Origin of the sequence: Promicromonospora aerolata, assembly GCF_042682255.1 — a bacterium.
Taxonomy (GTDB): domain Bacteria; phylum Actinomycetota; class Actinomycetes; order Actinomycetales; family Cellulomonadaceae; genus Promicromonospora; species Promicromonospora aerolata.
In genome coordinates this window covers 1,505,239-1,526,879 of sequence record NZ_JBHUHF010000001.1, presented here as the reverse complement: position 1 = coordinate 1,526,879, position 21,641 = coordinate 1,505,239, and the positions used below count along the sequence as shown (strand labels likewise).

The 21,641-nt window shown below is 71.3% G+C and carries 20 protein-coding genes; 8 read left to right on the top strand and 12 right to left on the bottom strand.

The window, feature by feature from the left end:
• Positions 1-1,446: a dihydrolipoyl dehydrogenase family protein gene (locus tag ACFSL2_RS06970; RefSeq protein WP_377197153.1), complete on the top strand. Its 1,446-nt coding sequence runs from the start codon at positions 1-3 to the stop codon at positions 1,444-1,446.
• A 111-nt stretch (positions 1,447-1,557) separates the two neighbouring features.
• On the opposite strand, the gene ACFSL2_RS06965 is transcribed toward ACFSL2_RS06970, so the two are convergent.
• The 8 genes from ACFSL2_RS06965 to ACFSL2_RS06930 all read right to left on the bottom strand — a co-directional run bounded on the left by ACFSL2_RS06965 (position 1,558) and on the right by ACFSL2_RS06930 (position 9,469).
• Complete coding sequence (locus tag ACFSL2_RS06965; protein ID WP_377200780.1) at positions 1,558-2,598, bottom strand: TerC family protein; 1,041 nt, start codon at positions 2,596-2,598, stop codon at positions 1,558-1,560.
• Between the two features lie 183 nt (positions 2,599-2,781).
• On the bottom strand, positions 2,782-3,426 hold the full coding sequence (locus tag ACFSL2_RS06960) for an HAD family hydrolase (RefSeq protein WP_377197152.1): 645 nt from the start codon (positions 3,424-3,426) through the stop codon (positions 2,782-2,784).
• A gap of 47 nt (positions 3,427-3,473) precedes the next feature.
• Positions 3,474-4,475: an ABC transporter ATP-binding protein gene (locus ACFSL2_RS06955; protein ID WP_377197151.1), complete on the bottom strand. Its 1,002-nt coding sequence runs from the start codon at positions 4,473-4,475 to the stop codon at positions 3,474-3,476.
• Positions 4,476-4,530: 55 nt separating this feature from the next.
• Positions 4,531-5,394, bottom strand: coding sequence for a carbohydrate ABC transporter permease (locus tag ACFSL2_RS06950; RefSeq protein ID WP_377197150.1), 864 nt, complete (start codon positions 5,392-5,394; stop codon positions 4,531-4,533).
• Positions 5,391-6,302, bottom strand: coding sequence for a carbohydrate ABC transporter permease (locus ACFSL2_RS06945; protein WP_377197149.1), 912 nt, complete (start codon positions 6,300-6,302; stop codon positions 5,391-5,393). Before ACFSL2_RS06945 ends, ACFSL2_RS06950 begins: the two co-directional genes overlap by 4 nt.
• Positions 6,299-7,609: an ABC transporter substrate-binding protein gene (locus tag ACFSL2_RS06940; RefSeq protein WP_377197148.1), complete on the bottom strand. Its 1,311-nt coding sequence runs from the start codon at positions 7,607-7,609 to the stop codon at positions 6,299-6,301. Before ACFSL2_RS06940 ends, ACFSL2_RS06945 begins: the two co-directional genes overlap by 4 nt.
• The gene (locus ACFSL2_RS06935; RefSeq protein WP_377197147.1) at positions 7,606-8,439 is read right to left on the bottom strand and encodes an MBL fold metallo-hydrolase; all 834 of its coding nucleotides are present in this window, start codon (positions 8,437-8,439) and stop codon (positions 7,606-7,608) included. The genes ACFSL2_RS06940 and ACFSL2_RS06935 overlap by 4 nt, the downstream gene beginning before the upstream one ends.
• A gap of 127 nt (positions 8,440-8,566) precedes the next feature.
• Complete coding sequence (locus ACFSL2_RS06930; RefSeq protein ID WP_377197146.1) at positions 8,567-9,469, bottom strand: LysR family transcriptional regulator; 903 nt, start codon at positions 9,467-9,469, stop codon at positions 8,567-8,569.
• 289 nt (positions 9,470-9,758) lie between these two features.
• On the opposite strand from ACFSL2_RS06930, the gene ACFSL2_RS06925 reads away from it, so the two are divergent.
• Positions 9,759-11,087, top strand: a complete 1,329-nt coding sequence (locus tag ACFSL2_RS06925; protein ID WP_377197145.1) for a hypothetical protein — start codon at positions 9,759-9,761, stop codon at positions 11,085-11,087.
• A 48-nt stretch (positions 11,088-11,135) separates the two neighbouring features.
• Here the strand turns inward: ACFSL2_RS06925 and ACFSL2_RS06920 are convergent, their stop codons facing one another.
• Positions 11,136-11,933, bottom strand: a complete 798-nt coding sequence (locus tag ACFSL2_RS06920; protein WP_377197144.1) for a class I SAM-dependent methyltransferase — start codon at positions 11,931-11,933, stop codon at positions 11,136-11,138.
• A 102-nt stretch (positions 11,934-12,035) separates the two neighbouring features.
• Between ACFSL2_RS06920 and ACFSL2_RS06915 the strand changes: the two genes are divergently transcribed.
• Both ACFSL2_RS06915 and ACFSL2_RS06910 read left to right on the top strand, forming a co-directional pair.
• Complete coding sequence (locus ACFSL2_RS06915; RefSeq protein WP_377197143.1) at positions 12,036-13,685, top strand: LuxR C-terminal-related transcriptional regulator; 1,650 nt, start codon at positions 12,036-12,038, stop codon at positions 13,683-13,685.
• 449 nt (positions 13,686-14,134) lie between these two features.
• Positions 14,135-14,989 carry a sugar phosphate isomerase/epimerase family protein gene (locus ACFSL2_RS06910; RefSeq protein ID WP_377197142.1) on the top strand — a complete coding sequence of 285 codons (855 nt, stop codon included), beginning with the start codon at positions 14,135-14,137 and terminating at the stop codon, positions 14,987-14,989.
• Between the two features lie 163 nt (positions 14,990-15,152).
• Here ACFSL2_RS06910 and ACFSL2_RS06905 read toward each other — a convergent pair whose 3' ends face one another.
• Complete coding sequence (locus ACFSL2_RS06905) at positions 15,153-15,929, bottom strand: SDR family NAD(P)-dependent oxidoreductase (protein WP_377197141.1); 777 nt, start codon at positions 15,927-15,929, stop codon at positions 15,153-15,155.
• 83 nt (positions 15,930-16,012) lie between these two features.
• On the opposite strand from ACFSL2_RS06905, the gene ACFSL2_RS06900 reads away from it, so the two are divergent.
• Entirely contained in the window at positions 16,013-16,408 is a 396-nt protein-coding gene (locus ACFSL2_RS06900) for a MerR family transcriptional regulator (protein ID WP_377197140.1), read from the top strand.
• Between the two features lie 62 nt (positions 16,409-16,470).
• Here the strand turns inward: ACFSL2_RS06900 and ACFSL2_RS06895 are convergent, their stop codons facing one another.
• Both ACFSL2_RS06895 and ACFSL2_RS06890 read right to left on the bottom strand, forming a co-directional pair.
• The gene (locus ACFSL2_RS06895; RefSeq protein WP_377197139.1) at positions 16,471-17,028 is read right to left on the bottom strand and encodes a hypothetical protein; all 558 of its coding nucleotides are present in this window, start codon (positions 17,026-17,028) and stop codon (positions 16,471-16,473) included.
• A gap of 93 nt (positions 17,029-17,121) precedes the next feature.
• Positions 17,122-18,063, bottom strand: coding sequence for a MurR/RpiR family transcriptional regulator (locus ACFSL2_RS06890; protein ID WP_377197138.1), 942 nt, complete (start codon positions 18,061-18,063; stop codon positions 17,122-17,124).
• 155 nt (positions 18,064-18,218) lie between these two features.
• On the opposite strand from ACFSL2_RS06890, the gene ACFSL2_RS06885 reads away from it, so the two are divergent.
• The 3 genes from ACFSL2_RS06885 to ACFSL2_RS06875 are packed head-to-tail and all read left to right on the top strand — an operon-like array spanning position 18,219 to position 21,638.
• Positions 18,219-19,763: an ABC transporter substrate-binding protein gene (locus tag ACFSL2_RS06885; protein WP_377197137.1), complete on the top strand. Its 1,545-nt coding sequence runs from the start codon at positions 18,219-18,221 to the stop codon at positions 19,761-19,763.
• Between the two features lie 22 nt (positions 19,764-19,785).
• Positions 19,786-20,754 (top strand): ABC transporter permease, encoded by a 969-nt coding sequence (locus tag ACFSL2_RS06880; protein WP_377197136.1) that lies wholly within the window; start codon positions 19,786-19,788, stop codon positions 20,752-20,754.
• Positions 20,751-21,638, top strand: a complete 888-nt coding sequence (locus ACFSL2_RS06875; protein WP_377197135.1) for an ABC transporter permease — start codon at positions 20,751-20,753, stop codon at positions 21,636-21,638. Before ACFSL2_RS06880 ends, ACFSL2_RS06875 begins: the two co-directional genes overlap by 4 nt.
• Positions 21,639-21,641: the final 3 nt, after the last annotated feature.

The following is a 21,641-nucleotide window of genomic DNA, read 5'->3' as shown; positions in this document are numbered from 1 at the left end:
ATGAACGAGAACCTCTTCGACGTCGTGGTCATCGGTGCGGGACCGGTCGGCGAGAACGTCGCCGACGGCGCCGTCCAGGGCGGCCTCAGCGTCGCGATCGTGGAGAGCGAGCTGGTCGGCGGGGAGTGCTCCTACTGGGCCTGCATGCCCACCAAAGCGCTCCTGCGTGACGCCGCCGCGCTGCGCGCCGCACGCGCCCTGCCCGGGGCGAACTCCGCCGTGACCGGCGAGCTGGACCCGGCCGCGGTGCTGGCCCGCCGCGACGCGTTCGCCTCCCACTGGCACGACGACGGCCAGGTCGCCTGGCTGGATGGCGCCGGGGTCGCCCTGTTCCGCGGTGTGGGGCGGATCAGTGCCGCCCGCACCGTCGAGGTGACGGACGCCGTGGGGCACACCACGGTCCTGAAGGCGCGCCAGGCGGTGGTCCTCGCCACCGGCACCAGTGCCCGCGTCCCGCACATCTCCGGCCTGTCCGACGCCGCACCGTGGACCAGCCGAGAAGCCGCCTCCGCACAGGCCGTCCCCGGCCGGCTGGCGATCATCGGCGGCGGCGTCGTCGGCGCCGAGATGGCCACCGCCTACGCCGCCCTCGGGTCACACGTGACGCTGATCGCTCGCGACGGGCTGCTACCCGCCGTGGAGCCGTTCGCGAGCGACCTGGTCGCCGAGACGCTCAAGGCGCACGGCGTGACGCTGCACCTGGCCGCCGAGCCCACGGGCTTCCGCCGCGACGAGGCCAGGACCGTGCAGCTCACCCTCGTCGACGGCACGACGCTCGCCGCCGACGAGGTGCTGGTCGCCACCGGCCGCACGCCCAACACGGCCACGGTCGGGCTGGACCACATCGGACTGACCCCGGGGGACTGGCTCCGCGTGGACGAGTCCCTGCGGGTGCTCGGCGCCGACGGCACGCCAGTCGGTGACGGCTGGCTCTACGCCGCGGGTGACGTCAACCGGCGTGCCCCGCTGACGCACCAGGGCAAGTACCAGGCCCGCGCGCTGGGCGAGACCATCGTCGCCCGGGCGAGCGGGGCCCTCGTCGACACCTCGCCCTGGGGCCGGCACGCGGCCACGGCCGACGAACATGCGGTGCCGCAGGTGATCTTCACCGACCCGGAGATCGCGACCGTCGGCCACACCGCCGCTTCCGCCGAGGCTGCGGGGATCCGTGTCCGAGCCGTCGAGTACGACCTGGGTGCGGTGGCGGGTGCAGCCCTGCACGCCGACGGGTACACCGGTCGCGCGGGCATGATCGTCGACGAGGACCGGAAGGTGCTGGTGGGCTTCACCGTCGTCGGCCCGGACGTCGCCGAGCTGCTCCACGCCGCCACCATCGCCATCGCGGCCGAAGTACCCATCGACCGGCTCTGGCACGCCGTCCCCGCCTACCCGACGATCAGCGAGATCTGGCTCCGGCTCCTGGAGACCTACGGCCGGACCGCATAGCTCTCCGACGCCGGCGACCCCATGGCGGGGTGCTGCGCGACAGGGCACGGCCGGTCGGCTCCGATGGCCGACCGGCCGCTTCCTGTCGCGCAGACCGTCAGCTGCTCGGTGTCACCGCCGGTCCGGCTCGGACACGCTCGGTGCCGCGTCGACGTCGGCCTGGCTCGGCGTGGTGTCGTGCGGGTGCCGACCGGGCTCCGCGACGTGCGCGGAGGCTTGCGGGTCCCCGGACCCCCGCGTGGCGTAGAGACTGGTCGCCGTGACGATGGCGAGCACGGCGAGGATGACGCCGAGCGATGCGAGCGTCGGGATCTCCGGGACGCCCGTCCAGATGCCGTGGGCCCAGTGCAGCACCAGCTTGACGCCGATGAACGCCAGGATGGTCGCGAGCCCGTACCCGAGGTGTACCAGCTTGCTCAGCGCGCCCTGGAGCACGAAGTACAGCGCGCGGAGACCGAGCAGGGCGAAGGCGTTGGTCGCGAACACGAGGTACGGATCGCTCGTGATGCCGTAGACGGCGGGGACCGAGTCGACGGCGAAGACGACGTCGGCGGCGAAGATGGCCACCACGACGACCGCCAGCGGGGTGAGCATGCGCTGCCCGTTCTCCCGGACCGAGAGCCGGGGGCCGCGATAGTCCTCGGTGACCGGCATGAACCGGCGGATCAGCCGGACCGAGCGCAGCTCGGAGACGTCGACGTCGTGCGAGCCGCCGCGGAGCTGGTCGACCAGGATCTTGACCGCTGTCGCGAGGAGGATCGCGCCGAACAGCAGGAACGCCCAGCTGAGGTTGGCCAGGACGGCCGCGCCGAGGGCGATGAAGACCCCACGGAGCACCAACGCCCCGACGATGCCGAGCAGGAGCACGCGCTGCTGGAGCGCGGGCGGCACCGCGAAGGCGGTGAGCAGGAGCATGAACACGAACAGGTTGTCGACCGACAACGACTTCTCGACGAGGTACCCGGTGAGGTACTGCACGCCGGTGCTCGAGCCGAAGGCGGCCCAGATCCATCCGCCGAAGGCGAGCGGGAGGGCGATGTAGAAGGCGCTCCAGCCCAGCGCCTCACGCATGGACACCTCGTGCGGGCGTCTGGTGATGAGGAAGTCGACGGCCAGCAGGGCCACGACGGCGAGGATGGTGACGAGCCACATGGTGGGGGTGGCGACAGAGGTCAGGGCAGAGGAAGTACCTGTGATGGTGGCGAGCAAGGAGTCTCCGTAGTAGATGGCTCCGAGGTCTCCTTCACCCTGCACAGCAGGGTCGCCGCCCGAGGTCGCTGGTGCGCCGTAATGACCGGACGATGTTTGGGAAGTACTCCCCTCGCACGGCACATACTACGGCAGCGGCCGCGTGCTGGGCACGACCTGCCTCAGCCGGGCGACCGTCGCTGCGGTCGAGCGGTGACGGATGGCGAGCCATCCGTTGCGCTCGGCCGCGGCGCAGTTGTCGGCCTGGTCGTCGATGAGCAGCGCACGGGTCCCGGCGGGTGCGGGCAGGACGGCGTCGGCGTGCCGGAACAGCTCAGGGTCAGGCTTGGCGAGCCCGATCTCGTGCGAGCGCACGGTCGCCGTGAAGACGTCCACGTCGCCGAGCATGCGCGTGCGGTGGCGTTCCCACTCGGCGACGCTGTTGGTCAGCAGGCCCACTCGGACGCCCTGTCCGGCGATGCGCCGGAGCTCCTCGGCGAGGGTTCGGTCCAGGATCCGGTCCGCGTACCAGTACTCGTCCCAGCGGCCCAGGTCGACAGCCGGGACGGTCACGAGGCGTGCGGTGAGCCGGTCGGCCCATTCGCGCTGGGTGAGGACCCGGAGCTCGAGCGGTCCCAGGCTGTGCAGACCCAGCTCGGCGGCCACCTGTTCGGCGGCTGCGTACAGCTCCGGCCATGGCACGCCGCTGGCCGCCGAGACACGCGCCGCGGCTTCCTGGACCGGTGGTGTCAGGACACCGCCGAAATCGCACCACAGCACGCCGACGGGCACGACGCCGTCCTTCCCCGGTGGCTCTTCCCCTGGCACGCGCACGCTGGTCACGGCAGCCGCTGCCCGTCGGACCCGAACCGGTGCAGACGGTCGGTCGGGACCCTGACGTGCGCGGCGTCGCCAGGGGTGAGCCAGTGCTCGCCCTCGCGTTGCACGAGCAGGAACGTGCCGTTCGGCCCGGTGCACCGGACGTGCTGCCCGTCGCCGGTGAACTCGCACGACTCGACGACACCGTCGACGAACCAGTCACCGTCAGCCCGCTCGCTCTGGCGCAGGTCCAGCTGCCCGTCGGCGGGGCGCCACCCGATGCGGATGTCGTCCCGGTCATGGAGGTTCATGGCCGGGGTGCCGAGGAAGGCGGCGACGAACTCGCTGGCCGGGTGGCGGTAGAGCTCGGCGGGGCTACCGCTCTGTGCCACGGCGCCTCGTTCCATGACCACGAGGTGCGTCGCCATCGTCAAGGCCTCGTGCTGGTCGTGCGTGACGAGCACGAGGGTCGTGCCGAGCTCGCGGTGCAAGCGCGTGATCTCGGCACGTGCCGAGGCACGCAGCTGCGGGTCGAGGGCGGACAGGGGCTCGTCGAGCAGCAGGAGCGAAGGGCGGCGCACGATGGCGCGAGCGAGCGCTACGCGCTGGCGTTGGCCGCCGCTGAGCTGGGCCGGGCGGCGGTCCAGCAGGTCGTCGAGCGCGAGGAGCGTCGAGACCTCGTGGACTCGCGCGCGGATCTGGTCGCGGTTCGGCCCCGACCGCCGGTCGTGCCGGGCCTGCAGGCGCAGCCCGAACGAGATGTTGCCCTCGACGGTCATATGGGGGAACAGCGCGTAGTCCTGGAACACCATGGCCACGTCGCGTTCGCCGGCGGCACGCTCGGTGACGTCGTGGTCCCCGATGCGGAGCGTGCCGCCGTCGGGTGCGTCGAGCCCGGCGATCATGCGCAGGATCGTCGACTTGCCGCAGCCCGACGGACCGACGACCACGGTGAGCGAGCCGGCGGGGATGGTGAGGTCGACGCCCGCCAGCGCCACCGAGTCCCCGAACGAACGGGTCACACCGGCGAGCTCGACGTGTGCCGATGCCTGAGCCGGCCGGAGGTGAGGAGGAGTGTCATCGCAGTCCCGAGGTGAGGAAGGCGTCGGTGATCCGGCGCGAGGCGGCTAGGTAGACGACAACGATCGGCAGGCTCGTCAGGGTGGCGGCCGCGAGCAGTCCGCCGTAGTTGATGCCCTCGGCCGTCTCGAACTGGGCGAGTCCGACCTGAACCGTGGTGTGCATCGCGTCAGGGGTGACCAGCAGGGGCCAGAGGTACTCGTTCCAGGTGGTGATGAACACGAGAACGCCGAGAGCCGCGATGGCCGGGCGCAGACCGGGCAGGATCACGTGCCAGAGAACCTCGAGGGGGCGAGCGCCCTCCAGCCGGGCGGCCGCGGCCAGTGAGGGTGGCAGCGCCTCGACGTGCTGCAGCAGCACGAGCACGGCGAGCGCCGACGATCCGAGCTGGGGCACGATGAGGCCGGCCTCCGTGTTGAGCCAGCCGAGCCGGGCGGTGAGCAGGAACTGCGGCACGATGAGTGCCTGCGGTGGGATGGCGAGCGATACCGCGGTGAGCCCGAGTACGACGGGCCGGGCCCGTGGGTGGAAGTGGGCGAGGGCGAAGGCGGCGAGCACGGCGATCACGAGCTGCCCGACGGCGACGCCGGTCGCCATGACCGCCGTGCGGCCGATGAGCTCACCGGCCGGCCAACGGGTCAGCACGTCGGCGTAGTTCGCAAGGGTCGGGTGCGCGCTGACGGGTGCGGCGTCGAATATCTCGTTCGGCGGTTTGAACGAGGTGAGCACCGCCCACAGCAGGGGGAACGCCGTCAGCAGGGACAGTATGGCGAGCGCCAGGTGCCAGCCCGCCGCGGCGAGCCGGATGCGTGGTGGGCGTAGGCCGGCGGCCGTGCCGGGGCGCGTGGACGGTCCGCTCACGGCCGGGCCCTCCTCTGCACGAGTGCCACGGCAGCGCCCACAGCGGCGAGCGCGGCCAGCACGAGCATGGCGGCGGCCGATGTCGGACCGATCTGGAAGAACGTGAAGCCAAGGGTGTAGATGCGGTAGTACACGGAGTCGGTGGCGTTGTCCGGCCCGCCCTGGGTCAGTACCGCGACGTTCGTGAACGTCCACTGCCCGGCGAGCACGAGGCTGAGGAGCGCGAGCACGATCGTGGGTCGCACGAGCTGCGGCAGCACGACGAACCGCATGGTCTCCCAGGCGCTGGCCCGCTCCAGGCGCGCCGCCTCCAGCAGGCGCCGGTCGAGGCCGGAGAGGGCGGCGCCGTAGAGCAGCATGTTGAACGCCGTCACGCGCGCAGCGGTGACCAGGACGACGGTGACCAGGGCGGTGGACGGGGTACCGAGCAGGTCGACGGTGGGCAGCCCCACGGCTTGCAGGCCCTGTGCGAGCAGACCGTTCAGGGGGTTGAGCAGGAACCGCCAGGCCACGGCCACCGACACCGGGGCGACCATGACGGGCAGGAACAGCAGGGACCGGTAGACGGTCGCTGCGCGACCGGGGCGCATCCACAGAATGGTCGCGATCACGAGCGGGACGACGGTGGCGAACGGCAGCAGCGCGAGCGCGTAGAGCACCGTCTGGCCGGCCGACCGTACGAAGTCGCCGTCGGCGAACAGCGTGCGCAGGTTGTCCAGCCCGGACCATGTCGGCGTGTCCGTCAGCCGCCAGTCGGCGAAGCTCAGCCCCAGGGTGACCAGCGCCGGACCGTAGACCCACACGCCGAGAGCAGCGAGCAACGGGGCCAGGTAGACCCAGCCGCGGGCACGCGGCGGTGGGGCGCCTCGCGTGCGGACGCCCCACCGTCCTGTGGTGGGGACCGTCACTCGGTTCCGACCAGGTCGCGGAGCCGGTCGGCCGTGGCACCGAGCGTGGAGCGCACGTCGGCCTCGCGCAGCACGATCGGCTCGATCGCCTCGTCCTGCAGCAGGACGACCGCCCGGTTGGCCTGCGGCCCCGAGAACGACTGGTACGGGCTCACCGTGTCGAGCTGCTCCAGCGGCGGGACCAGGAGGTCGTCCCGGCCGAAGAAGCCGCCGAGATACTCGGGGTCGTCCACGATGTCGGCACGCAGCGGCAGGTAGCCGATGTCCTGCGTGATCATCGTGTACCCCTCCTTGCTGGTGAGGAACTTGACCAGCTCCCACGCCGCCGCCTGCTCGGCGGGGTCCTCGCTCAGCACCACGAGGCCCGCACCGGAGAACGTCGGGCGTGCGGGGCCCGCTCCGAAGGCCGGGAAGCCGGCGCTGCGCAGCTCGAAGGTGTCCTCGGCCGCGGCCTCGAGCTGGCCGGAGACCGAGGTGCTGACCACGAACATGCCGAGGTTGCCGCCGGCGAAGTCGCTCAGCGCGTCCTCCAGTCCGACGGCGGGCTGCAGACCGTCGGTCGTCAGCTGCTGCACGGCTTCCAGGCCGGCGACGGCCTCGTCGGAGTCCAGGCCGACGCCGCCGTCGGGCGTGACGAGGGTGCCGCCCGCCGAGTTGATGACCGACTGGGTCACGTAGTCGGACTTGGCCGAGTCGACGATGCCGAAGTAGACGCCGTGGTGGCCGGCATCGACGATGGCCCGAGCGTCCGAGCGGACCTCCTCGATCGTTGTCGGCGGGTCTTCCGGGTCCAGGCCGGCGTCCCTGAACAGGTCGGCGTTGTAGAAGAGAGTCGGGACCGAGACGGTGTAGGGCAGTGCGCGGACCGCGCCGTCGGATGTCCCGGTGGTGACGAAGGCCTGCTGGATCCCCTCGACCGAGGGCTCCCACTCCTCGCCGGCGATGGACTCCAGTGACTGCACGGGCAGGGTCTCGAACGCCTCGGCGAGCTTGCTGTACCCCATCTGCACCACGTCGGGGGCAGCCCCGGCGGCGACGGCGGTCTTCGTCTTGGTCAGCACGTCGGCGGTCGCGACCGCCTGGGGCTGCACGGTGATGTCCGGGTGCAGCTCGGCGAACCGGTCCAGCAGCTTCTGGGTACCGGTGCCCGCGGCGCCCTGCGTGCCGTAGTTGTACGAGCTGAAGGTGATGGTGGTGCCCGCCGCGCCGTCGGCGGTGCCCGACGGCGCGGCAGTCGAGCAGGCGGAGAGACCGAGCAGGGCACCGGCGGCCAGCGCGGCGGCGTACACGGGACGAGAGCGGATCATGAGGCGACCTTTCGGGACGGGACGACCGGGATGCGGTGGTCGGGATCGGCGATCCGGACCGGACCGTCGAACTCGCTCGCGGCACGCTCGCGGTGCCACTCGAGGTCGAGCGGGTCGGTGGAGGAGAAGTGGGTGAGCACGAGCTCCGCGACCCCGGCGTCGGCAGCGGCGCGGCCTGCCTCGCGGGAGCTCAGGTGTCCGTGCCCGCTGCGATCGCTCTCGCGCAGCGTGCTCTCGCAGAGCAGCAGACCCGCGCCGTCGGCGAGCGCGGGCAGGGCGTCGGTGACGCCGGTGTCACCGGTGTAGACGAGGCTCGTATGCGGCGCCTCGACGCGGATGCCGCAGTTCGGCGCGGCGTGGCGCAGCAGCTCGAACCGCAGCGTGAGGTGGCCGACGGCGACCGTCTCGTCGGGCTCGTACTCGTGCACGTCGAAGGCGACGTCGAAGGCGCGGTCGAGCAGCGGGTGGGTCGTGACGGGGAACAGGGCGGCGAGGGACCTGAGCACGACGCCGGCCCCCCGCGGGACGAACAGCGGGGTCCGCGGCACGGACTCGTCGATCTCCAGCTCTGCGCTCTCGTCGGCCCGCCGGACGTGACGGCGGAGCAGCAGCTTGCCCAGCGGCAGCAGGTCGTAGACGTGGTCGGAGTGCAGGTGCGTGACGGCTACCGCGTCCGGCAGGCCGCCCATCGCGACCGTGCCGAGGCGTAGCGCCGTGCCAGGTCCGGCATCGAGCTGCAGCGTGCTGCCGCCGTCGCGCACGAGGTAGCCGCTGCTCGCGCGGCCGCCGTCGGGCATGCCGGCCATGATGCCGAGTGGGTGCAGGTCCATGGGCCGCTCTCGTTCGGGGGCGCCCGGTCCGGCGCCGTTCGGCACCCATGCTCCGCGCCGCCGTCGGCGCCATCAACGGCCAGTTGGCGATCGACCGATCGGCCAGGACGATCGATGAAAGCCCGCACTATGCGGCCTTCCGAACCGTCTCCGCCAGCCGCACGAGCTGCGCCACGACGCTGTTCACCAGAGGTTCATCGACCGCGTCGCTCCAGGCCACGTGGATCGGCAGGATCGGTTCGACCGGGTCGAGCCGGAGCACACGCATCCCGTTCGCCCGGTTCTGCTCGGCGCGCGGCAGCGAGCAGAACCCGATCGCGTCGCTGGTCTCCAGCTCCAGCAGGTAGCCGGACAGATCGGTGGAGCTCGGCGTCCGCGGCAGACGGGTCCCGTGCGCGGCCGCCGCTGCGACCATCGCGTCCTCGATCACGAGACTTCCGCCCTCGTAGCCCGTCATCGCCGGGTAGCCGAGCAGCTCCTCGAACCGGAGGCGCTCGCGGCCGGCGAACGGATGCCCCGGACGCACGATCGCGACGACGGGGACGTCCAGCAGCTGGGTACTGGAGACACCGGGCGCGTCGACGGGTCCGTAGACCAGCGCGAGGTCGAGGTCCCCACGGCGCAGCGCGCGCAGCTGGTCCGGTGAACCCATCTCGCGCAGCATCGTGCTCAGGTCGGGGTCCTGGGCCCTGAGGTCTTCCAGGAGCGGCAGGAGCAGGAGACGGCTCGCTGGGTAGTTGGTCGCGATCCGCAGGGCTCCGTGCCGCCCGGCGGCGACCTGGCGGGCGCGGTCCACCGCGCGGTCCGCTGCGGACAGCACCCGCTCCGCCTCGGTCAGGAACACCTTGCCCGCGGGCGTGAGCCGCACGGTCCGCGAGCTGCGGTACACGAGCCGGACGCCCACGTCCGCCTCCAGCCGCTGGAGCTGCTGGCTCACCGACGCCTGGGCGAGGAACAGACGTTGCGCCGCTCGACCGAAGTGCAGCTCCTCGGCGATGGCGCGAAAGATCTCCAGCTGGCGCAGCTCCATGTCCGAGCCAGGTAAACGCATCGAGGTGAACGGCGAGTGGCGCGCGGGATACGAGTACCCTCGTGCACGGAATCGACGATTCTCGGGTGGCGAGGCGCCGGCGCGACAACAAGCGATCAATGAACGAACCCTTCTATTGGTTCGGCTCCTACCTTGGCAACTTCCACGTGGACGATGGAATGGACGATGGAGGAGTGAACTGGTGACGAGGGCTTCGTCGTCACTCGCGCGGTACTCGCGACGGTGGCTGGTAGCTGGTGCCGCTGTCGTCGCGGCCGTTGCCGCGTCGGTGATCTGGCTGGCACCGGACCGTGCCGATGGTCAAGAGTCGCAACCACCGGCCGCGGCGGAAGTCGCAGCCCCCGATCCTGGGTGCGAGCCATTCGCCGGGAGGGAGGCGTGCCGGTCGGTCGCCGTCGATGCGGTGACCGTGCGGTACTCGATCGCCTACCCGCCGCAGTGGGGTGACGACGGCGAGGGTCGCCCCGAGAGCCGGGTGCCCGCCGGTGCGGTGCTCTACGACGTGGGTGGTCCCGGCGCATCGGTCCTGAGCGGGGACTTCGGCCTCGCCGGCGCTCGGAATGATGTCTGGGGCGACGCGAGGGGCGTCCTGATCACTCTGGAAGAGCCGTGGGTGACGGCCGAGGTGGCGCCGGACTGCAAGGCCTCAGCGGAGTCGTACTACCGCGCGGCCCGCGACGGCGACGTCGGCGGCGTGCGAGGGCATGCCGATGAGGTCGCCGAGGACTGCGCTGCCTGGTTCGGGTTCACGCCTGACCTCTACGCGCGAGCGGTGCTTCAGATTCTGGAGGACAACAACTTCACGTTGACCGGATTCGTGGGGCATTCGTTCGCCTCCGTGCGGTACGCCTACCTCGTTTCGTGGGGAGTGGACGTTCCTTGGGCCGTCGTCACGCGGCCCTTCCCCTACGGCGCCGGCCTCGACGAGCTGAATGCCGAGCGTGCGTCCGTCCTGGCAGGCGCTGATCGTGTCGACAAGGTGCTTCGGAACGAGACGGCCGAGCAGGTCGACGGCAGGTCCGTTCCTGTCGCACCGTTCGACTACTGGTCGGCGGCGGTCGAGCTGGATCAACTTGCTGACGACGAGCTCGATTCTGCACTGTCCGGGATCGCTGGAACAGATTCCGCTGCGTTTGCGGGCGGCCTCTCGGACGAGCTGTGGGGTCGTTATGGCGTCGACTCACTGTCTCCGGGAATGCTCGCGCAATGGCAGGAAGTGTGCCGAGCGGGAGGTTCGCCCGGCAAGGCGCCCGCAGCATCTGGTGTGGAGTTCGTCCTGTGGTCGCTCGTCGCGACGTGCGACCGGGCGGATCAGTCGTTCACCGCGCCCGACACGGGGCAGTCCGCTGCCGGGTGGAAGCAGGCTTGGGAAATAGCGCAGCACCGGCTGTGCGTGACCTCGAGCGACACGGACAGCGTCACGCCGGGCTCTCTGATTCACAAGTACTTCAGCCACGCGAACATCATTGAGGTCCCGGCTGCTTCGCACGCCAGCACGGAAGGCTTCGACGCCTGCATGGCCTACTTCGACGCGGTGGAGGCCGAGCCCGTGGGCGAGTACGGGGCGCCGTTGTCTCCTGACGGTCCTGGCGGCTGACGTTCGGGCGACCCCGGACGCTATCGGCCGCGCGTTCACTCGGACGTGTCACGCCGGCTTGTGCGCGGCGATGAACCGAGCCCCGATGGGCAGGGCGACGGTGCCGTCCGCCTGCTCGTACGTGCGCAGGGTCGTGCGCGTCTCCTGGGCGAGAGCCAGGTACGTCGCATCGTCGATCCGGGCCGCCAGGGGAGTGGCCTGGACCTCCGTACGCACGAAGGCGTCCAGCGAGGGAAACCTGGCCTGTCCGAGCTGGCTGCTCGCGTTCCCGGGCCGCAGGCCCGCGGCGTCCAGGAGCGAGCGCAGCTCGGCGACGTCACCCTTGGACCAATAGGTCCCCAGGAAGGCCCGCGCGTCCTCTCCCGCATGGCGGACGACGATGCCCACGAACGGGCCGTACGCCGGCTGCTCGTCCAGTCCCGCGTAGGTCTGGAGCGCGACCACGCCGCCGGCACGGAGCACCCGTGCCATCTCCGCGAGCGCACGCACCGCGTCCTGGAAGAAGAACAGGGCGGACTGGCACAGGACGACATCGAAGGAGCCGTCGTCGTAGGGCAGGTCGCAGGCGTCCCCGACGCGCCAGTCGAGGGTCGGGGTCCGCTCCCGGGCGACCTCGATCATCGCCGGGTTGAGGTCGATGCCGCTCACCTGGCCGGTCGGGCCGACGGCCTCCAGGGCTCGCCGCGCGACGACGCCGGTGCCGCACGCGACGTCGAGCACGCGCTGCCCGGTCCGGACGCCGGCACTGCGCAGCAAGGTGGGCACCCACTGGGCGAACAGCGCGGGCACGAAGAAGTCCTCGTAGGCATGTGCCTGCTCGAGGCTGAGGTCGAACGTCTCGGTCATCAGTACCACCTCCGGTTGTCCCGCCAGTCTCACCAGCCGGCCGCGCGGAAACATCCGTCAACTGACCTATTCGAAGGGCCGGCACGGCGCCAAGATGGGAGCGTGGCGCTTTCTGCCGACCTGACGGACGCCGCAGCCCTGGCCGACGCCGGCCGGTGGGCCGCGGCGCGGGACACCTACGCCGCGCTGGTCGCCCAGGACCCCACGGCCGACGCGTACCTCGGCCTGGCCCGGGCCACCTGGTGGCTGGGAGAGGCCCGGCGCGCGCTCGACCACGCGGAGCGCGCGTTCGCAGCGTTCGAGGCGGAGGGGCGGTACCGAGAGGCGGCCATGGTGGGTGTGCACCTGTGCATCTGGTACCTGACCAACTTCGACAACGCCGCCGCCGGTCACGGCTGGCTCTCGCGTGCGGGCCGTCTCGCGGGACGAAGCAGTGATCCCGCAGCCGCCGCCTGGGTCACGCTGGTCTCCGGATACCTCGCTCGCGACCAGGCCGAGAGCCTGCGGCTGATCGAGTCCGCGGCCGCCGCGGCGGAGTCCCTCCCGGACCCGGACCTGGCCACCATGGCGCTCGCCGACCGGGGGCTGTGGCATGTGGCCTCCGGCGACGTCGACCGCGGCATGGCCCTGCTGGACGAGGCGATGGCCACCACCTTCGCGGCGCCACGACAGATGCTCGAGGTCATCGTGTGGTCCAGCTGCAACATGCTTGCCGCCTGCAGCCTGGTGGACGACCTGCCGCGCGCGACGCAATGGTGCCGGGCGGCCGACCGGTTCATGGACACCTACGGTTGCCCGTTCCTCCAGGCCAGGTGCCGCGCCCACTACGGACGCGTCCTGGTCGCCGCGGGCCGCTGGGACGAGGCGGAGGCCGAGCTGCGGCAGGCGCTGTCCATGACTGCCGACACCGGACGCGGACCACGCACCGAGGCGCTGACAGCGTTGGCGGAGCTCCGTCAGCGCCAGGGCCGGCCCGAGGTGGCCCTCGAGCTGCTGGATGCGGCGGATCCCACCACGGCCGGCATCGTGGTCCGGGCCGCCTGCCTGCTCGACCTGGGCAAGGCCGCGGAGGCCCGGACAGCGATACGCGGGGTGCTCGCGGTGCACGATCCCGCCGGACCGGACTACCCGATGCTCGTGGCGGCGCTGGTCGAGGCGGAGCTCTCCGCCGGGCGTCGCGCCGAGGCTGCGGACGCCTTGCGTCCGGACCGTCCCACCTGGTCCACACCGCCGTACCCGCGAGGCGGCGGCCTCGTGGCCCGTGCGGCAGGCCTCGTCGCTGCGGCGAACGGCGACCCCGACGGGGCACGTCAGCGGCTCGGCCACGCACTCGACATCTTCACCGAGCTGGAGCTGCCCTTCGAGGCCGCACGGACCGAGCTCGACCTGGCCCGGCTGCTCCGCACGGCTGACCCCCAGGCGGCGGCCGGCCGCGCGCGGTCGGCGCATACCCGGCTCCAGCAGCTCGGAGCCCGGCAGGCCGCCGCGGAGGCCGCTGCCGTGCTCCGGTCCCTCGGCGTGACTCCACCACCCGGTCCGCGACGCGCCGACGCGCTCACCGCGCGCGAGCACGACGTGCTCGCGCTGCTCGCCGAAGGTCTGACCAACCCTGACATCGCCGGCCGGCTCTTTCTCAGCCCGCGCACGGTCGGGCACCACGTCAGCAGCGTCCTGCGGAAGCTGGACCTGCATTCCCGGGCCGAAGCAGCGGCCTACGCCGTCCGCGCGGGGATACACCGCAGCTCTCGGTGACGCCGGTCCTGGCTGCGGGTCGCTGAACGTGACCGCGGCACGCCATCCGCCCCTGCACCAGAACCGCCCCTGCACCCGAGGTTCAGGCGGCCACGTCCCATCTTTTGTGCTCTGCTTGTTAAAAGTCCACTCCCCTCGTAAGGTGCCGGGTACCTCGACCCCATCGGCTCACACCCCGGAGCACGCGGGCGGTCGAGGTGAGGGCTGGCCGAGGTGACGACGCCTCAGGTCCAGCTCGTTTCACCGGAGTGGCCGTAGGTTTGGCCTCGTGCAGAGGAGCACACGTGGAGAACACATCGAAGTTGAGCCGGCGTTCGCTGTTGACAGCGGGCGCTGCCGCGGCAGGGGTGCTGGCGTCAATGGGCCCCGCCTCGGCGGAGCCGCGCGGAGCTGCTGGAGCGTCTGGCGGCAGGGGTAACGGGTTCGGCATCCCCGAGGAGTCCGTCGGGATGCAGATCTTCACCATGCGGAGCCTGGTCAGCTCGACGCTGGGGCTCGAGGGCACGCTGGAGATCGCCGCGGACGCGGGCGTGAAGCAGGCCGAGCTCGCCGGCAGCTTCTACGACCGGTCGCCCGCGGAGCTGCGGCAGATCTTCCGGTCGTTCGACATCAAGATCGCGAGCAACCACTTCGGCCCGCGCGGCGGGAGCGAGGTGCTGCCCTGGGCGACGCCGGAAGGTCGGTCTGCGATCTACCGCGATGCCGAGGCGTTGGGGTTCCCCTTGGTCGGGACCGGCAGCCTGGGCGGAATCATCGCCCGGGACAACCACACCCGAGACGAGTACCTGCGGGCGGCGGACCTCTTCAACCAGTGGGGCAGGGACGCGAAGCAGAACGGGATGGCCGGGTTCTTCTTCCACAACCACGACCGCGAGTTCGCGCTGGACGGTCAGGGGAAGCCCCTCTTCGACCTCTTCCTCGAGAACACCGACCCCGAGTACGTGTTCTTCGAGCTGGACCTCGGTTGGGTGGCAGTGTCGGGCCAGGACCCGAAGAAGTACATCGACACCTATCAGAGCCGCATCCCGTACTTCCACGTCAAGGACGTCAAGTGGGACCCGGCTGGTAACCGCACCGCCGCTGCCGGCACGGTCAACGCGGGCCGGAACTTCCGGTTCACGGACGTCGGCAAGGGCGACGTCGACTGGGCGGACGTGCTCTCCCCGATCAGGAACTGGGGCAGGCACCGCTTCTTCCTGGAGCACGACGACGCCGGCGATCTCGCCCTCAACCCGGCTGGTTCGGCGAACACCATCTGGCGTGGCTGCTCGCACCTGCACGAGCTGCCGCGCCGTCGGCGCTGACAGATCCGGGGTGCCGGGCACCGCACGCAGCGCATACTCGTACCAGTTCTGCGTGAGCACGGATTCTGCGTGACACGGACGAGCGGCCGCTCTCTCGATCTCGAGAGGGCGGCCGCCTTGCCCCTGGACGGCTCGGCGGAGGATCTGGCTGGCCGACCGCCGTTCAGCCCCTGCGGGCCATGAACCGTGCTGCGAGTGGCGCCATGGCCCTCGTCGGGAGGTGGCGGATCACAGCGGCAGTCACCTTGTTGGAGCTGCCGTCGATCACCGCGGGTCCGGATGCTCCCAGCGCGGCGAGGGCGGTGCGGGCGACCTGGACAGGCTGTCGCTTGTTCCTGCCCGGGCCGGAGGACATCGGCGTCTGCGTCGGCCCCGGGCTCACCGCCACCACACGGACACCGGTGTGTCTCGTCTCGGCCCACAGGGCCTGCGTGAAGGACAGGACGTAGGCCTTCGACGCCGCGTAGGCCGCGACCTGCGGTGCGGGGGCGTACGCGCCGGTGCTGGCGATGTTGACGATCGAGCCGTGCCCGCGGTCGACCATCCGTGTCACCAGCATGGTGGTCAGCTCCGTGACGGCGCCGACGTTGAGGTCGACGAGCTGGCGCAGCAGCCTCGGGTCGCTGTCGGCCACCATGCCGCGGGAGCTCAGCCCGACGCTGTTGACCAGCGTCTCCACCTCGATCCCGGCCTCGTGCACGGTCCGCAGCAGCTGTCCGGGCGCATCGTGCTCGTCGAGACTCAGCGGCACCGTCAGCACTGCGGCGCCGTGGCGTTCGCGCAGCGTGCTCGCGGTCTTCTCCAGCGTCTCCGGACTGCGGGCCACCAGGACGAGGTTCGCACCGTGCCTGGCGAGTTCTCCGGCGATCGCCGCGCCGATTCCGGTCGAGCCGCCGGTGATGAGCGCGTAGCGGTTCTTCATCTGGGCTGTCGTCGTCATGGGCGTTAAGTTAGACATTGACGTCAACGTCAAGGTCAAGGTCAAGGTCAAGCCAGTCGAACGATCGGGAAGGTGGAGCGCTGGTGCGCATCGGAGAGCTCAGCGACGCGACCGGGGCCAGCACCCGGGCCCTGCGGTACTACGAGGAGCAAGGGCTCATTCGAAGCGAGCGTCTCAGTAATGGCTACCGGGACTACGGGCCGGAGGTGGTCGAGCAGGTCGAGTTCATCCAGGATCTCTTCGCGGCAGGTCTTTCCTCCCCGGTGCTGCGCCAGATCATGCCGTGCGTCGCCGGAGGCCATCCGCGAGAGGCCTGCGTCGATCTGGTCGCCCAGGTGCAGCAGGTCCGCGACGGTCTCCTGGAGCAGGAGCAGCGCATCCGTGCTCGCCGCGAGACGCTTGAGCAGTATCTCGGTGGTCAGCGCAGCCCTCGGGGTAGTCATGTCGGCGATGCCGCCCGGGCTGCGGTACCCGACTGACGAACCCACGCCCGCGACGTCTCCTCCTGCGCCACCCGAGTCGCTGGGGTGTCGGTGCGCTCCTACGACGAGTAGTCGCCCTCGTCGTACTGGTCCAGGGCCAGCAGCCGGCGGATCGCGTCCGCGGCGGCCTGGTCGTCATGTTCCAGCGCGGCCAGCACCGCCGCGACCATGTCCTCGGCCGTCGCCGCGGCGACGGCCGCTTCCCAGGACGGAACGGCCTGCTCGCCCGCGTCGGCCAGGCTCCGGGCGTGCGGCTCGACCTTGGCCGGCCACCGCTCCCCGCGCAGCGCCTTGATCTCCGCGCGGAGCTCGGTCAAGGTCGCTGCTGCCTGCTCCTGCTGGGCCTCGACGGGCTGCCCCGTGTTGATCGCCGTCTCGAGGGCCTCGAGCGCCTCGTTGTACGGGCGGACGATCTCCAGGTACCGGACGGCGGCCTCCTCGCCCCCGAGACGAGCCGGTTCCGACGGCGCTGTGCTGGCTGTCTCCGACGGTGACGCGGAAGCCGGTGCGGACGTCCGAGGCGCCGGCGCTGCCGGTTCCGCAGCGCCGTCCGCGGTGCTCGCGCACCCGCTCGCGAGCAGCAGGACCAGGGACGTGGTGATCAGGCGGCGCATCATGCTCCATCGACAAAGGGGGCAGGTAGGACACCGAAACCTAGCGCATCCCCGCGGCGCGGTGACCCGGGCCGTGAGCCGGCCGAGGACCGCGGCTCAGTGCGCGGAGCGCTGCGCGCGGTGCGCGGAGCGCTGCACGCGGCGTGCGGAACCCTGGGGCTGGACGGCGTCGTACGTGGCGCGGATGGCCGCCATGGAGGCGTCATAGGTGCTCTGCACCACGCCGACGAAAAGGCAGTCCACGATCATCAGCTGAGCGATGCGGCTGCCGAGCGCTCCCGAGCGGAACTCCGTCTCGCGAGCCGCCGTGCGCAGCACCACGTCGGCCTGTTCGGTCAGCGGCGACCCGGCGAAGTTCGTGATCGCGATCGTCCGGGCGCCGGAGGCGCGGGCGAGCCGCAGGAACTCGATGGTGTCCGCGGTCGCGCCGGAGTGCGAGATGGCCACCGCGACGCCTTCCGGGCCGAGCACGGCGGCACTGGTCCAGGCGACGTGCGACTCGGCCCAGTCGATCGCGGTGCGGCCGATGCGGGTGAGCTTGCGCTGGAGGTCGAGCCCCGCGATGGCGCTGGCGCCGATCCCGAAGGTGTCCACGCGGCGGGCGCCCGCCACGAGGCGCACGGCGTCGGCCAGCACCGCGACGTCGAGCAGGTCCGCGGTGTCGCCGATCGAGAGGGTCTCGTCCCGCGCGACCTTCGCGACCACCTGTTCGAGGGTGTCCCCGCGCGCGATGTCGCTGGCCTCGGCGGGCAGGTCGGCGTGCGCGAGCCGTTCGCGGTACGACTCCTGGGCGAGGTCGTGCCGCAGGTCCTTGAAGCGGGTGTAGCCGATGCGCTGGTAGAAGCGCACGACCGTGGTGGTGGAGGTCTCGGCGTGCGTGGCGGTCTCGCTGATGGAGCGCCGGGCGAAGCGGTCCGGGTCCGCGAGCAGGTCGGTCGCGATACGCCGCTCGGCCGGCCGCAGCCCCGGCAGGGCGTCTCGGACCGCCACCAGCACGGCTCGGGAATCCGGCTGCGATGCACCCGCGCGTCTCGGCATGGTGCTGATCCTAGTGCCCGAGCGCGCAGGTATGTATTGTTTGTCTGCGTCGGAGCGCTTTTTGGTAAATTCTGTCCCCTGCCTTCCGGGGCCACCGTGCGAGGACGCACGTCGAGGCCTCGCGAACGGTTCCGCACGACCGAGAGAGAACGAACATGAACCGATACACACGCAAGCGCGCCCTGCTCGGCGCGCTGGGGTTCGCCACCGCCGGCGCGCTCGGGCTGGCCGGCTGCGCCTCGGGCGGGGGTGGGACCGACGCGGGCGACGGCGCCGCGCGATCGCTCGTCGTGGCTGTGACCACCGACGTCGACACCCTCGTGCCGTGGACCGTCACGCAGTTCCAGGCGGCCAACGTGCTGCAGAACCTGTACGGCACCCTCGTCGAGCTCGACGAGAACCTCGAGGCCGTGCCCGGCCTGGCCGAGTCGTGGGAGACCAGCGAGGACGGCAAGACGGTCACCTTCCACCTGCGCGAAGGCGTCACGTTCGCCGACGGGTCCGCCTTCGACGCCGAGGACGTCGTGGCTTCCTACACCGCGATCAAGGACGAGGACACCGCGGCCGTCTCGGCGGCCAACCTGTCCTCGGTCAAGACGATCGAGGCGACCGACGAGCAGACCGTGACGATGACGCTGAGCGCTCCCGACGCCGCGCTGTTCTCGAACCTCACCCCGATCTCGACGGCGATCCTGCCGTCGGAGGTGGACGTCGAGTCGCTCGAGTCGACACCCAACGGCACGGGAGCGTTCCTGCTCGAGGAGCGGACGCCGAACGAGGCGATCACGCTCGCGCCGAACCCGGACTACTGGGGCGGCGAGCCCGACCTCGCCGCGCTGGAGTTCCGGGTGATCCCCGACCAGTCGGCGATCGTGTCGGCCCTGCAGGCGGGCAGCGTCCAGATGGCGGTGTTCGACGACCAGCTCGTGTCCAGCACGATCGGCGGCAGCGTCACCGTCACCGAGACCCCGCAGCTGAGCTACCACACGCTCCAGATCAACTCCCGCAAGAAGCCCCTCGACGACGTCGACGTGCGCCTCGCGATCGCCTGCGCCATCGACCGGCAGGAGGTGCTCGACACCGCGGCGCTCGGCGGGGGCGAGGTCACCGGACCGATCACGTCGCCGGCCTTCCGCTCCGACCCGGCCGACCGCCCCTGCCCCGAGGCCGACGCCGACGCCGTCAAGAAGCACCTCGCCGCTGCCGGGTTCGAGGACGGCCTGACGCTGCACGCCATCGTCATGCAGGGCGGGTACTCGACCGCCGTCGCGGAGGCCGAGAACATCCAGGCGCAGCTCGCCGAGGTCGGCATCACCCTGGAGATCGAGCCGCTCGAGTCGGGCACGTACGTCGACCGCTGGGTCGCCGGGGACTTCGAGCTGGCCGTGGCGCTGAACGGCGGGCAGCCCGACCCGGACGCCATGTACGGCCGCTACTTCACGAGCACCGGGAACCTCAACTCCGTCGCGGGCTACAGCTCGAAGAGCCTGGACGAGCTGTTCGCCCAGGGCAAGGCCGAGACCGATCCGGAGGCCCGCAAGGCGATCTACGCGGACGTGTCCGCGGAGCTCGAGGACCAGGCCGCCTGGGTCTGGCTGTTCACGAGCTACAACTACACCGCGACGGCCGAGGGCGTGACCGGCTTCACCCCGCTGCCGAACGGGTCCCTGCAGGGCCTGCGCGACGTGACCGTCGAGTAGACCGCGCCGAGGAAAGGTCATCGTGCAACGACTTCTCAGCTCGCCCGCTCTCCGCCGGGTCGGCGGCGCCCTGGCGACCCTGTTCGGCGTCGCGGTCGTCGTCTTCCTGATGCTGCGCGCCCTGCCGGGCGACCAGATCACCTCCGCCTACGGGCTGGAGGCGGCGGCGCTCTCCCCGGCGCAGCGCGCAGCGCTCGAGGCCTACTACGGCCTGGACCAGCCGCTCGTCGTCCAGTTCTTCACCTGGCTGGGTGCGGTGTTCACGGGGAACCTCGGTTTCTCGGCCCGTTCCCAGCAGGGGGTGCTGGAGATGACGGCCCAGGCGCTGCCGGTGACCCTGGAGCTGGCCCTGCTCGCCATCGTGGTGGCGCTCGTCATCGGCATCCCCGTCGGCATGCTGTCGGCGTCCCGCCCGAACGCGGTGCGGGACTGGTTCGGGCAGGGCGTCGGGCTGGCCGGGCTCGGTGTCCCCGCCTTCCTGCTGGCGACCACGCTGCTGGCCATCGCGGCGCAGTCGTTCGGGTTCAACCCGAACGGCGCGCGCTTCGCGCGGCTGTGGGAGGACCCGCTGCTCAACCTGCAGCAGATGCTGATGCCGGCGTTCGTGCTCGGCTTCGGCATCGCGGCGCCCATCATGCGCACCACCCGCACCGCCGTCCTGGAGGTGCGCGGCCTCGACTTCGTGCGCACCGCCCGGGCCAAGGGTGTGCCACCGCGCCGGCTGCGCAGGCATCACGTGCTGCGCAACGCGCTCGTGCCGATCGTCACCATGACCGGCATGCAGTTCGGCTACCTGCTGGGCGGGGCCGTGGTGGTGGAGCAGATCTTCTCCCTGCCCGGCATCGGACGTCAGGTGCTGCTCGGCATCAACCAGAAGGAGTACGCCGTCGTGCAGTCCACCGTGCTGGTCATCGCGCTGCTGTTCGTCATCGTGAACCTGCTGACGGACCTGCTCTACCGTCGGATCGACCCGAGGGTGCGGGCCGCATGAGCGAGACCGTGGCCCCCGCCGGCGCCCCCCGTACCTCCTACCGCGTCCGCGGCGGCACGCTGCCCGCGCTGCTGCACAGCCCCAGCGGGCTGGTCGGCAGCATCGTCGTGGCGCTGTTCACCCTGCTCGCCCTCGCCTCGGCGTTCGGGGTGCTCCCGTACGACCCGAGCGCGCAGGACCCGGCGACCCGGCTGCGGCCGCCGTCGCCGGAGCACTGGTTCGGCACCGACCAGTTCGGTCGCGACGTGTTCGCCCGCGTCGCCTCCGGCGTCGCCAACTCGACGCTCGTCGCGTTCGTGGCGGTCGCCTTCTCCGCGCTGCTCGGCACGGTCGGCGGTGTCGTCGCCGGCTACCTGCGCGGGGTGGGGGACACCGTCATCGGCGGGATCACGAACGTCCTGTTCGCCTTCCCGCCGCTGCTGCTGGCGCTGACGCTGGCCTCGGTGTTCACCCGCAACTGGTTCACCGTCGCCGTGGCCATCGCCGTGGTCTACACACCGATCTTCGTGCGCGTCACGCGCGGCCCGGTGCTCTCGCTGCGCGAGATCGACTACGTCAGCGCGGCCCGGGCGACCGGCCTCGGCCCGACGAGCATCATGGCGCGGCACATCCTGCCGAACATCGCGGGCATCCTCATCGTGCAGATCACCCTGTCGCTCTCCTGGGCGGTACTCACGGAGGCGGCGCTGAGCTTCCTCGGCTTCGGCACACCGCCCCCCGCCGCCTCGCTCGGGTCCATGGTGTTCGACGCCCAGACGCTGGTCGTCGCGGCGCCGTGGACGATGCTCGCGCCCGGCGCCGTGCTGGTCCTGCTCATCATCGGCCTCAACCTGCTGGGCGACGGACTGCGCGACGCCCTCGACCCCCACCGCAAAGGACGTTGACCC